This window comes from Mycobacterium sp. 852002-53434_SCH5985345, assembly GCF_001667155.1.
Lineage (GTDB): Bacteria > Actinomycetota > Actinomycetes > Mycobacteriales > Mycobacteriaceae > Mycobacterium.
Genome location: NZ_LZIE01000065.1, coordinates 1 through 11,987, shown reverse-complemented (window position 1 = coordinate 11,987; position 11,987 = coordinate 1). Strand labels below are relative to the sequence as shown.

Sequence of the window (11,987 nt, the reverse complement as noted above, 5' to 3'; positions counted from 1 at the left end):
CGCCGGTGTCCGCCGCGGGCGGGGGCGGGGTATAAAACACGTACCCGGGGGGGGGGGGGGGGGCGAGGCCCGCGCCCCCACCGGCTGGACACCGTGCAATTCTGGGCGGCCCAGTCCGACGGCGACGATCCCGAACTCGGCGCCCGACGGGTCGATCCGCGTCGCGACCGGGCCCGCGATCTGGACGTCCGCATGATCGCGGCCGACGCGGATACCACGCGCCGACTGCTGGACTCGGGCGTGCCGTTGCCGCACCTGCTGGTCGCCGCCACCGCGGCGACGGTAACGCGGTGGCGGCGGTCGCGCAATCAGGCCACGCCGCCGCCGCTGCTGGCGCTCGAAACACATGGCCGCGCAGACGGTCTCGTCGACGGGCCGGGCGCGCACACCATCGACACCGGCGACACCGTCGGACTGCTGAGCTCGATCTACCCGGTGCGGGTGGCATCGGCCGATCCGCGAGACGTGGGGGAGCTGCTGGCGGCGATCCCCGGCGACGGGCTGGATTACGGCTTGCTGCGTTATCTGCGTGCCGACACCGCCGAACGCCTCGCCCCGTTGCCCGGCCCGCAATTGTTGCTGAACTACCTCGGTGCCGCCCACGCCGCCGGCGGGACCCGGCTGCTGACGCTCGAGCGTGAGCTCCTCGCCGGGGTTTCGCCGCAGCCGGAGCCGGAGCTGGCGGTGCGCCACGAGCTCACCATTGTGGCCGCCATGCTCACGTTCGACGGACAGCGCGTGCTGGTCGCGCAGTGGCGCACGCTGCCGGACATTCTGGCTGACACCGACGTGGCCGAGCTGCAACGTCTTTGGATCGAATCGCTGCGGGAGGTGGTGGCATGAGCACGCTTGCGATCGTGGGCGCGGGAGCCAAGGCGGTTGCGGTCGGGGCCAAGGCGTCCGTGCTGCGCGAGATGGGTGTCGATGCCCCCGAGGTGATCGCGGTCGAACGCATCGGCGTCGCGGCCAACTGGCAAGCCAGCGGCGGTTGGACCGACGGGGCGCACCGGCTGGGCACCAGCCCGGAGAAGGACGTGGGGTTCCCGTACCGCTCCGCGCTGGTGCCCCGCCGCAACGCCGAACTCGACGAACGGATGACCCGCTACAGCTGGCAGTCCTATCTGATCGCCACGGCGTCCTTCGCCGAATGGGTCGACCGCGGCCGACCGGCGCCGACTCATCGCAAGTGGAGCCAATACCTGGGTTGGGTGGCCGAGCAGACCGGCCTCAACGTGGTGCACGGTGAGGTGGAACGGCTGGCCGTTAGTGGCGACCAGTGGACGCTGCACACCCACGAGGCCACCGTGCACGCCGACGCTTTGATGATCACGGGGCCGGGGCAGGCCGAGAAATCACTGCTGCCCGGCAATCCGCGCATGCTGTCGATCGCCCAGTTCTGGGATCGCGCCGCGGGCCACGATCGGATCAGCGCCGCGCGGGTGGCGGTGATCGGCGGTGGCGAGACGGCCGCGTCGATGCTCAACGAACTGTTCCGGCACCGGGTTTCGACCATCACCGTCATCTCGCCGCAAGTGACGCTGTTCACCCGCGGGGAGAGCTTCTTCGAGAACTCGCTGTTCTCCGACCCGACCGACTGGAGCGCTCTGACGCTGGCCGAGCGCCGCGACGCGCTGGCCCGCACCGACCGCGGGGTGTTCTCGGCGAACGTGCAGGAGGCGCTGCTGGCCGACGACCGAATCCGCCACTTGCGTGGGCGGGTGGCCCATGCGGTGGGCCGGGATGGTCAGATCCGGCTGACCCTGTCCACCAACCGGGGCAGCGAGAACCTCGAGACGGTGCACGGATTCGACCTGGTCATCGACGGCTCCGGCGCCGACCCGCTGTGGTTCACGTCGTTGTTCGGCCAGGACGTGCTGGACTTGCTGGAGCTTGGCCTGGGCGGACCGCTGACCGCCGACAGCCTGCAGGAAGCGATCGGCTATGACCTGGCCGTCGCGGACGTCACGCCGAAGCTGGTCCTGCCCAATCTGTCCGGGTTGACGCAGGGCCCCGGATTTCCGAACCTGAGCTGCCTGGGATTGTTGTCTGACCGGGTATTGGGAACTAGTGGGGGCTTAGTGGGCCCGCCCAAGCACACGACTAGGAGACGCGATGAGCATCAACCCCTTCGATGACGACAACGGGACATTCTTCGTGCTCGTCAATGGCGAGGACCAGCACAGCCTGTGGCCGAGCTTCGCCGACACCCCGGCGGGCTGGCGTGTGGTGTTCGGCGAAGCAAGCCGCGCGGAGTGCCTGGAGTATGTCGAACAAAACTGGTCCGACATCCGGCCCAAGAGTCTGCAGGAATCGATCGAGCGTCGTTCATAACACGCGGAGGCGCCGCCGCCGTAGCGTCGCCGTAACGTGACCGGCCCGAGACACAATCGCCGGTCACACAAGGCACACTTACACCAACCAAACCGTGGTGACGCGGAACCTGCTGGGGACAAGATCGCTGAGATCCCGCCACGGTTCGTGCGTATCGAAGGGGGAACCGTGAAGATCGTGAAAACCATGACCACTCTTGCCACCGGCGTGGCGGCGTTCGCCGTCGTAGGGGGAGCCGCCGGTGGCGCTTTCGTCGCAGCACCGATGGATCAGGTGCAGCTGGCAGCCGTCGGCGCGCCGCTTCCGCAGGATCCGCCCCCGCCGCCGCCGGCGCCGGGAGCCCTGCCGACCGCCGACCAGTTGTCGAACCTGTGCACCCAGGCGACCGATCCGGGCGTTTCGTACACGACCAAGAACAACCTGGTCGAAAACGGTATCGCCCCCAACGAGGGGCACGTCGCCGATCACGATCTGCGCAAGGCCTACCGCAACGGGAACTTCCCTGAGACGTTCGCGGTGACCAACATTGCGCCCGCCGGTCCGAACATGGCCCAGGCCGACGTGGCCATCACGGGTCCGAAGTTCGCCGGGCCGGTGGAAAAGCACCTGGTTTTCATCAATCAGGGCGGGAACTGGATCCTGCAACACGACGCCGCCATCGCGCTGATCCAGGCGGCGACGGCGACGAACTAGGCGGTTAGAATTCTGGGCGGCCACACAGCCTGCGCACAGGTTGTGCATGTTTTCTTCATATGGCCTGGTCGTAACGTAGCCGTGCCGAGTCGCGAAACAACAGGAGTAGCAGGCGCGCTGACACCACGCCAGATGTGTGGATCCGTCAAAGTTCGTGCCCGTCGAAGGGGGAACCATGAAAACCGTTAAGTTGCTCGCCACCAGCGTGGCAGCCTTCGCCGCCATCGGGGGTGCGGCCGCAGGCCTGGCCTCGGTCGCGGCGCCAGTGGATCAGGTGCGGCTGGCCGCGGTGGGCGCGCCGCTTCCGCAGGATCCGGCGCCGGCCCCGGCCGCCGCCGACGTCCCGACGGCCGACCAGCTGACCGGCGTGCTGAACAGCCTGGCCGACCCGAGCGTCTCCTTCTCCAGCAAGAGCAACCTGGTGCAAGGCGGCATCAGCGGCATCGAGGCGCACGTCGCCGACAAGAAGCTGCAGAAGGCGGCCAAGAACGGCGACCTGCCCCTGTCGTTCAACGTCACGAACATCCAGCCGGCCGCGGCCGGTTCGGCCACCGCTGACGTCGCGGTCTCCGGTCCAAAGCTGGCGTCGCCGGTTACCCAGAACATCACGTTCGTCAACCAGGGCGGCTGGGTGCTGTCGCGCTCGTCGGCGATGGAGTTGCTGCAGGCCGCCGGTCAGTGATCTGCGCCCCGCGCGCAGTTGGCGACGCGTGCGGGGTCGGCCAGCACATCTATCGAGGCGACCAGGCCACCACGCACCACGAATCCCATGATGGCCGTTGCCCGCCCGGCGACGAAGATGACCGCGCCGGCGGCGCCGTTGACGGTCGCCGGGCGCACTTCGCGGTCCGGGCCCGCGTAGCCGCGGGCCAGCCTTGCCACGGCGGCGGCACCCTCGGCGCGGAAACCGGGGGTGCCGTGGCCGAAGTCGCCGCGCAGCACCACATTCGGATGCAGCACGGCTAACAGCCGGTCGAAGTCGCCGCTGCGGCCCGCCGCGAAGAAGGCGTCGACGGCCTCCCGCTGGGCGGCCGCATCGCCGTCGGGGTCCGGATCGGCCTCTGCGATGCGTCGGCGCGCCCGGCTGGCCAGCTTGCGGGTGGCCTCCGGCGTCCGGCCGACGATGGGTGCGATCTGGTCGAACGGCACGGCGAAGGCGTCGTGCAGCACGAACGCCAGGCGCTGCTCCGGCGGCAGGGTGTCCAACACCACGAACAACGCCAGCCCGACCGCGTCGGCCAGCATCGCGCGGTGTTCGGGGTCGAATTCGCCTTCGGCCTCCACGATCGGGTCCGGCAGCGCCACGCTCAGGTCGCGCGTCCGGCGGTCGCGGAGCATGTTCAAACAGATGCGGGCCACCACCGTGGTGAGCCAGGCGTCCAGGTTGGCGATGCCGTCACGGGCGGTGCCGGTCAGCCGGAGCCACGCCTCCTGCACGGCGTCCTGGGCGTCGTCGATCGAGCCCAGCATGCGGTAGGCGATGGCGCCCAGCTGGGGCCTCGCCGCTTCGAAACGCGCCGTCACCGACGCATCCACGGTCACGCACGGCCCTCGGGCAGGGCGCAGACCCGGTTTCCGGAGAAGCCGGACGAGCCGATTCCGAGCGCCAGGTTGAAGCGGGCGCGCAGGTTGCCCAGCGTGATGACGTGGGTGAGCCCGACCAGTTGGGCGGTGTCGAAATGCCGGCGCAGCGCGTCGAAAAGCTCATCGCTCACCTCTACGGGCGTACGGCTGATCGCGGTCGCATACTCGAGGATCAGCTTGTCGACGTCGGAAAAGCACGAGGCGTTGCGATAGTCCGCCAGGGCGAGCAGTTCCTCGTCGGTGATGCCCCACTGGCGGGCGATCTGTGAACCGAGGTCGATGCAGTACTCGCAGCGCACCGTCGTCGCCGACTTGAGCTCCGCGAGCGCGCGGTGGCGGGGGCTGAGGATGTCCAGCTTCGACTCGGCCTGCTCGAGCTTGCCGTAGGCGTTGAGCAACCGGGGGATGTGCGCGTACATCCGCAGCGGTTCCAGCATCCCGGCCGTCTCCAGGCCGGTCATCTGCGCCAGCTTGCGCTTGGTGAAGAAGAAGGCGATCTTGGCGCCCAGGCCGGCATCGCGGTCTGAGACCCCTGGCAACCGGGACATGGCGATCCTCCTAGCAAGTTGTGGTGTGAACCAAACGTCCTCACTGAGTCGACACCCGGCGCGGCGCAAATGTGACCGGCCTAGCCGGGCGGCCCCGGCGCCCGGTCCATGTCGAACACCCGCGCGTGCAGCACGGTGCGGTTGCGCAGCGCCGCGCGGACCGCGCGGTGCAGGCCGTCCTCGAGATAGGTGACGCCCTTCCACCGCACCGCGTGCGGGAAGAGGTCGCCGTAGAAGGTCGAGTCCTCCGACAGCAGGCGGTCCAGCGCGAGCACCGTGGTCGTGGTGACCAGTTCGTCGAGGCGGATCTGCTGCGGCGGAATCTGGGCCCAGTCGCGGTAGGACAGCCCGTGCTCGGGATACGGCTTGCCTTCGCGTACGCCCTTGAAGATCATCGCCGGATCTCTCCCGACGCCCTATGCCGCGACCGGTTCATGCTGGACAGGCTAACCGGAGGACGTGTCGCCAGCCTCGACGCCACCGCAATTCCGACGGCCGCCGCACGGGGCCCGCCGCCCGGGCCCCGGCAACTGGCCGCCGTAACGGTTAGCACGGCTTGCGACCCGTAAAATGGACCCGGGTCAGCGCGGCTCAGGGAGGTGACAACGAGTGGGAAGTGCCGACGATCGTCGCTTCGAGGTGCTGCGTGCCATCGTCGCCGATTTCGTTGCCACCAAGGAGCCGATCGGTTCCAAGAGTCTGGTGGAGCGTCATAACTTGGGCGTCTCGTCCGCGACCGTCCGCAACGACATGGCGGTGCTCGAGGCCGAGGGCTACATCACGCAGCCGCACACCAGCTCCGGACGCGTGCCCACGGAGAAGGGCTACCGAGAATTCGTCGACCGGCTCCACGACGTCAAGCCGCTGTCCTCGGCCGAGCGCAGCGCGATCCTGAGCTTTCTGGACTCCGGTGTCGACCTCGACGACGTGCTGCGCCGGGCGGTACGCCTACTGGCCCAGCTCACCCGTCAGGTGGCGGTGGTCCAATACCCGACGCTGACGTCGTCCACCGTGCGTCATCTGGAAGTGATCGCACTGACCCCGGCCCGCCTGCTGATGGTGGTCATCACCGACACCGGTCGCGTGGATCAGCGCATCGTCGAACTCGGCGACGTCATCGACGATCACCAGCTGTCCCAGCTCCGCGAGATGCTCGGACAGGCGTTGGTCGGCAAGAAGCTCTCGGCGGCCTCGATCGCCGTCGCGGACCTGGCCGGACAGCTCCGCGCCCCGGACGGCCTGGGCGACGCCGTCGGCCGCTCGGCGACGGTGTTGCTCGAGTCGTTGGTGGAACACACCGAAGAACGCTTGCTGATGGGCGGGACCGCCAACCTGACGCGCAACGCCGCGGATTTCGGGGGCTCGCTGCGCTCCATCCTGGAAGCGCTGGAGGAGCAGGTGGTGGTGCTGCGGTTGCTGGCGGCCCAGCAGGAAGCCGGTAAGGTGACGGTGCGCATCGGCCATGAGACTGCCGCCGAGCAAATGGCGGGCACCTCGATGGTGACCACCGCCTACGGCACCTCCGACACCGTCTTCGGCGGAATGGGTGTGCTGGGGCCCACCCGGATGGACTATCCGGGAACTATCGCCAGCGTCGCCGCGGTTGCCCTATATATCGGCGAAGTCCTGGGTGCTCGATGAACGCGCACCCGCGGCATGCGCAGGCGCGCGATAAGGACCAGGTTTAGGAGAGTCAGGCGTGGCACGCGACTATTACGGGTTGCTCGGGGTGGGCAGAAACGCCAGCGATGCGGAGATCAAGCGCGCGTACCGCAAGTTGGCGCGCGAGCTGCATCCCGACGTCAACCCGGACGAGGGCGCGCAGGCGAAGTTCAAGGAGATCAGCGTCGCCTACGAGGTGCTGAGCGACCCCGAGAAACGCCGCATCGTCGACCTGGGTGGCGACCCGATGGAAGGCGCCGCCGCGGCGGGCGGCGGCTTCGGCGGCGGTTTCGGGGGCCTCGGCGACGTGTTCGAGGCCTTCTTCGGCGGCGGCTTCAGCGGTGGCGCGACCTCCCGCGGCCCCATCGGCCGGGTGCGGCCGGGCTCCGACTCGCTGCTGCGGATGCGGCTCGACCTGGAAGAGTGCGCGACGGGCGTGACCAAGCAGGTCACCGTGGACACCGCGGTGTTGTGCGACCGCTGCCAGGGCAAGGGCACCAACGGCGACTCGGTGCCGGTCCCGTGCGACACGTGCGGCGGACGCGGCGAGGTGCAGACGGTGCAGCGGTCGCTGCTGGGCCAGGTGATGACCTCTCGGCCGTGTCCCACGTGCCGCGGCGTCGGAACGGTCATCCCCGACCCGTGCCACCAGTGCATGGGCGACGGCCGGGTCCGTGCCCGCCGCGAGATCAGTGTCAAAATCCCCGCCGGGGTCGGCGACGGCATGCGGGTGCGATTGGCCGCGCAAGGCGAGGTTGGACCCGGGGGAGGGCCGGCCGGCGACCTGTACGTCGAGGTTCACGAGCAGGCCCACGACGTGTTCGTGCGCGAGGGTGACGACCTGCACTGCACGGTGTCGGTGCCCATGGTCGACGCGGCGCTGGGCGCCACGGTCACCATCGACGCGATTCTGGACGGCATCAGCGAGGTCACCATTCCGCCTGGCACGCAACCGAATTCGGTCATCACACTGCGTGGCCACGGGATGCCTCACCTACGGTCGGGCACCCGGGGCGACCTGCACGTCCACGTTGAGGTGGTAGTGCCCAGCCGGCTCGACCACCATGACACCGAACTGCTGCGCGAGCTCAAGACCCGGCGCAGCCGCGACGTGCCCGAGGTCCGCTCGACGCACGCCGGCGGCGGCCTGTTCAGCCGGCTGCGCGAAACGTTCACCGGGCGCTAGCCGCCACGTTTCAGCTCGCCGGGCGTGGAGTCTATGGACGAACTCCGGGTAACTGACGTAGGAGAAACCCATGGTCGCCACCCTCTTCTACGTCGACGCGCTGCCCGATATCGGCTCGCTTGCCGTCGTCGATGGCGACGAGGGGTTTCACGCCGCCACCGTGCGGCGGATCCGACCCGGCGAGCAACTGGTCCTCGGCGACGGCGCCGGCGGCCTGGCGCACTGCGAGGTCGAGCACGCCGGCCGCGACGGATTGCGCGCCCGGGTGCTGAAGCGCTGGGGCGTTGCCGCCGCGCGGCCGCCGGTCACGGTGGTGCAGGCGCTGCCGAAATCGGACCGTTCGGAGTTGGCCGTCGAATTGGCCACCGAAGCCGGCGCCGATGCGTTCCTGGCCTGGCAGGCGGCCCGGTGTGTGGCCAGTTGGCAGGGTGCCCGCGTGGACAAGGGCCTACGCCGGTGGCGCGCCGTGGCGCGTTCGGCGGCCCGGCAATCCCGACGCGCGTACATCCCGCCCGTCGAGGGCGTGCTGTCCACCGCGGGATTGGCCCAGCGGATCCGCGACGACGTGGCCGCCGGAGCCGCGGCGCTGGCGTTGCACGAGTCGGCAACCGACCCGCTGAGCAAACTCGATATCGCCCGCGCGACTTCGTTGCTGCTCGTGGTGGGGCCCGAAGGTGGCATCGCGCCCGACGAGATCGCCGCGTTGACCGAGGCGGGGGCGGTGCCGGTGCGGCTGGGACCCCAGGTGCTGCGCACGTCGACCGCCGCGGCGGTGGCGCTGGGGGCGCTCGGCGTGCTCACCCCGCGGTGGGACCACGCCTCCACCCTGTAGGGCGCCGGCGACCGCCCCGCGTCGTCGCTGGTCCCGGGCGGGCAGGAGCGGATCGGCGCGTCGCGCGGCGACTACCTGACGCCCGCCAATACGCGGCTGAAGGCTGACCAATCTAGGGCCCCGGCGTAGACTTAGGCAGCCGAGCAAACCACCGACAAGCCGAGAAAGCAGGCATCGAGAGCCACGTGACGCCCCGCGAGACCAGCGCTGTTGACGCAGCCGGAGGCCTCCAGGCCAACGCCCAAGTACGCAGCAGCATCGATGTTCCGCCCGACGTCGTCGTCGGCTTGTTGGGCTCCGCGGACGAAAACCTTCGCGCGCTGGAGCGCAGCCTCAGCGCCGACCTGCACGTGCGTGGCAATGCGGTGACCGTCTCGGGCGAGCCGGCCGACGTCGCACTGGCCGAGCGCGCGATTTCCGAACTGGTCGCGATCGTCGCCAACGGACAGCCGCTGACGCCGGAGGTGGTCCGCCACAGCGTGGCCATGCTGGCCGGCACCGACAACGAGTCGCCGGCCGAAGTGCTCACCCTGGACATCCTGTCGCGGCGCGGCAAAACGATCCGGCCCAAGACGCTCAACCAGAAGCGCTACGTCGACGCGATCGACGCCAACACCATCGTCTTCGGGGTCGGCCCGGCCGGCACCGGCAAGACGTACCTGGCGATGGCCAAGGCGGTCAGCGCGTTGCAGACCAAACAGGTGAACCGCATCATCCTGACCCGGCCCGCGGTGGAAGCCGGTGAGCGCCTTGGCTTTTTGCCGGGCACACTGAGCGAGAAGATCGATCCGTATCTGCGGCCGCTGTATGACGCCCTGTACGACATGATGGATCCCGAGCTGATCCCGAAGCTGATGTCCGCCGGGGTCATCGAGGTCGCGCCGCTGGCGTATATGCGTGGCCGCACATTGAATTCGGCCTTCATCGTCCTCGACGAGGCGCAGAACACCACTGCCGAGCAGATGAAGATGTTCCTCACCCGGCTCGGCTTCGGATCGAAGATGGTCATCACCGGCGACATCACCCAGGTGGATCTGCCCGGTGGCGCCAGGTCGGGCCTGCGGTCGGCGATCGAGATCCTGGACAGCGTCGAGGACATCCACATCGCTGAGCTGACCAGTGTGGACGTGGTGCGCCACCGGTTGGTCTCCGAAATCGTCGACGCCTACGCCAAGTTCGAAGAGCCGGGCTTGGGGATGAACCGGGCTGCTCGGCGCGCGTCGGTCTCTCGCGGGCGCCGGTGATGAGGGCTGTGATTGTTTTATGGGCGTCTCATGAGCATTGAAGTGTCCAACGAGTCGGGCATCGACGTCTCCGAAACCGAGTTGATCAGCGTCGCACGGTTCGTCATCGCCAAGATGGACGTCAACCCGGCGGCCGAGCTGTCCATGGTGCTGTTGGACACCGCGGCCATGGCCGACCTGCACATGCGGTGGATGGACCTGCCCGGGCCGACGGACGTGATGAGTTTCCCGATGGACGAGCTCGAGCCGGGTGGCCGGCCCGACGCCCCGGAGCCGGGGCCGTCGATGCTGGGTGACATCGTGCTGTGCCCGGAGTTCGCGGCCGGGCAGGCGGATGCGGCGGGGCACAGCCTCGGCCACGAGTTGGCGCTGTTGACAATTCACGGCGTGCTTCATCTGCTGGGCTACGACCACGGCGAGCCGGACGAGGAAAAAGAGATGTTCACCCTTCAGGACCAGTTGCTAGAAGAGTGGGTCGCCGAGCAAGTCGAGGCCTACCATCAGAACCGCCAGCAGGAGCGCGACCGCCAATTGCTGGACAAGTCAAGGTATTTCGACAATTGAGCCCACGCAAAGCACTCGGAATCGCGGCTGCGGCTGCGGCCGCCATCGCCTTCGCGCCGATCTCGTTGGTGGCCAACACGATCGGGGTGGCAGACGCGGCCCCATGCGCCGGCGGCGGGTCGAACCCGACCAGCTGCAATTGGTGTCAGTATCTGGTGGCGCAGTATCACACCTCCAACGTGTGCTCCCAGGACGCGCCGCCCCGGCGGGCTCAGCCGTCGCCGAGCCCGGTGCAGGTTCCGGAGATTCCCCCTTACGTTCCGCCCGCCCCGGTGCCGGTGCAGGCCACACCGCTCACCCCGCCGAACCTGCCGCCCGCAAACACGGCCCCGACGATCAACGCGGCGGGCCCCGATGCACCGAGAAACGTTCCGGTGGTGGCACCGCCGAGGGGCCTGGACGTTCCGCCGCAGGCGGTGGCGGCGGCCAAGGCCGCGCCGGTAACACGGGTCAACCCCGCCGACCCGCCGAAGCCGCCCACGCAGCTGGACTTCAACCAGCGGGTCCAGAACGTGGTCAGCACGCACCGGGAAAACGTTGATGTCCTCAAGATCGACAATCAACGGCTGATCCGCCCCCGCCACTGGGATTACGTCGACTATGACGACGCTTATCGCCGCCCGGCTCTGTTCAACCCGCTCAATCAGGCGATGACGTTCCGCTACTTCTACAGCGGCGCTTACCGGGAGGCGTACGTGCCGGCCGGTGCCCGGATCGTGCTCGATGCGGCGACCGTCGGCGTGTACCCGTTCGCCGCGGTCGGCGACGGCTGGGTGGCGTCGGGCAGCTTCTACGGCGGGGGCTCGGTACCGCCGGAGGGCTTCAACGGCCCGCCGCCGCCGGACTACAAGCCGCCGGAGCCGGCGAAGGTGTACAAGAACGTCTTGGTCAATGTCCCGGCCGCCAGCCAGACCGTGGAGGTCGCCCAGGTGGCGGTGGTGGGCCTCGACGATAGCCAGCCGGCGGGCAGCCGGGACACCATCTTCCTGCTCGACGACTCCACCCTGGGCTGGGGTCAGGTCAACGACTCCAGCAGCGCCAGCGCCCAGATCAGGCTGACCAAGACCCAGTCGCTGCCGGGCGCCGGGCCGACCGACGACGGCAACTTCCTGGTGGTGCTGGCGGTTCGCCCGCACGAGGAGCCCGCCGATAGCGATGAGCGCCATCGCGCCGAGCAGCCAAGAAAGACCGGTCAACTGCCGGAAGACCTCGACGTGGTGACGGGCTCCCCTACGTCGTCGTCGTCCCGTTTCCGACTGAGGGCCCAGGCGGTGAGGCACACCACTACCCCCAACACCCCGTAGCCCAGCGCCGAAGGCCACCACGGCTGGGCGGGCTGGGCT

At 68.9% G+C, this 11,987-nt stretch carries 13 protein-coding genes and 1 pseudogene; 11 read left to right on the top strand and 3 right to left on the bottom strand.

All coding sequences use genetic code 11. From position 1 onward, the window contains the following. Positions 1 to 72 precede the first annotated feature (72 nt). From A5756_RS15880 to A5756_RS15860, 5 genes and pseudogenes are all read left to right on the top strand, one after another. Positions 73 to 843: pseudogene (locus tag A5756_RS15880) on the top strand (non-ribosomal peptide synthetase); the annotation flags it as partial. Further along, entirely contained in the window at positions 840 to 2,135 is a 1,296-nt protein-coding gene (gene mbtG / locus A5756_RS15875; protein ID WP_066954050.1) for an NADPH-dependent L-lysine N(6)-monooxygenase MbtG, read from the top strand. The pseudogene A5756_RS15880 and the gene mbtG, both read left to right, overlap by 4 nt. Then, the gene (locus A5756_RS15870; RefSeq protein WP_066954047.1) at positions 2,113 to 2,331 is read left to right on the top strand and encodes an MbtH family protein; all 219 of its coding nucleotides are present in this window, start codon (positions 2,113 to 2,115) and stop codon (positions 2,329 to 2,331) included. Before mbtG ends, A5756_RS15870 begins: the two co-directional genes overlap by 23 nt. A gap of 186 nt (positions 2,332 to 2,517) precedes the next feature. Beyond that, the gene (locus A5756_RS15865; RefSeq protein WP_369817384.1) at positions 2,518 to 3,024 is read left to right on the top strand and encodes a hypothetical protein; all 507 of its coding nucleotides are present in this window, start codon (positions 2,518 to 2,520) and stop codon (positions 3,022 to 3,024) included. 175 nt (positions 3,025 to 3,199) lie between these two features. Next, positions 3,200 to 3,706, top strand: coding sequence for a hypothetical protein (locus A5756_RS15860; RefSeq protein WP_066954056.1), 507 nt, complete (start codon positions 3,200 to 3,202; stop codon positions 3,704 to 3,706). On the opposite strand, the gene A5756_RS15855 is transcribed toward A5756_RS15860, so the two are convergent. The 3 genes from A5756_RS15855 to A5756_RS15845 form a co-directional block, all read right to left on the bottom strand. Further along, positions 3,700 to 4,566: a sigma-70 family RNA polymerase sigma factor gene (locus tag A5756_RS15855; RefSeq protein ID WP_066954044.1), complete on the bottom strand. Its 867-nt coding sequence runs from the start codon at positions 4,564 to 4,566 to the stop codon at positions 3,700 to 3,702. The genes A5756_RS15860 and A5756_RS15855 overlap by 7 nt on opposite strands. Then, on the bottom strand, positions 4,563 to 5,156 hold the full coding sequence (locus A5756_RS15850; RefSeq protein WP_066954041.1) for a carboxymuconolactone decarboxylase family protein: 594 nt from the start codon (positions 5,154 to 5,156) through the stop codon (positions 4,563 to 4,565). Before A5756_RS15850 ends, A5756_RS15855 begins: the two co-directional genes overlap by 4 nt. Before the next feature lie 80 nt (positions 5,157 to 5,236). Next, positions 5,237 to 5,551 (bottom strand): type II toxin-antitoxin system VapB family antitoxin, encoded by a 315-nt coding sequence (locus A5756_RS15845; RefSeq protein WP_066954038.1) that lies wholly within the window; start codon positions 5,549 to 5,551, stop codon positions 5,237 to 5,239. 214 nt (positions 5,552 to 5,765) lie between these two features. Here A5756_RS15845 and hrcA point away from each other — a divergent pair, with 214 nt between their 5' ends. The 6 genes from hrcA to A5756_RS15815 all read left to right on the top strand — a co-directional run bounded on the left by hrcA (position 5,766) and on the right by A5756_RS15815 (position 11,948). Further along, positions 5,766 to 6,797 carry a heat-inducible transcriptional repressor HrcA gene (hrcA, locus tag A5756_RS15840; protein WP_066954034.1) on the top strand — a complete coding sequence of 344 codons (1,032 nt, stop codon included), beginning with the start codon at positions 5,766 to 5,768 and terminating at the stop codon, positions 6,795 to 6,797. A gap of 58 nt (positions 6,798 to 6,855) precedes the next feature. After that, the gene (dnaJ, locus tag A5756_RS15835) at positions 6,856 to 8,004 is read left to right on the top strand and encodes a molecular chaperone DnaJ (protein WP_066954031.1); all 1,149 of its coding nucleotides are present in this window, start codon (positions 6,856 to 6,858) and stop codon (positions 8,002 to 8,004) included. Positions 8,005 to 8,074: 70 nt separating this feature from the next. Further along, complete coding sequence (locus A5756_RS15830) at positions 8,075 to 8,836, top strand: 16S rRNA (uracil(1498)-N(3))-methyltransferase (RefSeq protein WP_066954030.1); 762 nt, start codon at positions 8,075 to 8,077, stop codon at positions 8,834 to 8,836. Between the two features lie 185 nt (positions 8,837 to 9,021). Beyond that, positions 9,022 to 10,080 carry a PhoH family protein gene (locus tag A5756_RS15825; protein ID WP_066954027.1) on the top strand — a complete coding sequence of 353 codons (1,059 nt, stop codon included), beginning with the start codon at positions 9,022 to 9,024 and terminating at the stop codon, positions 10,078 to 10,080. 30 nt (positions 10,081 to 10,110) lie between these two features. Further along, positions 10,111 to 10,644 carry an rRNA maturation RNase YbeY gene (gene ybeY / locus A5756_RS15820; protein WP_066954024.1) on the top strand — a complete coding sequence of 178 codons (534 nt, stop codon included), beginning with the start codon at positions 10,111 to 10,113 and terminating at the stop codon, positions 10,642 to 10,644. Next, a complete protein-coding gene (locus tag A5756_RS15815) occupies positions 10,641 to 11,948 on the top strand; it encodes a hypothetical protein (RefSeq protein ID WP_082960045.1) in 1,308 nt (435 codons plus the stop codon). The genes ybeY and A5756_RS15815 overlap by 4 nt, the downstream gene beginning before the upstream one ends. Positions 11,949 to 11,987: the final 39 nt, after the last annotated feature.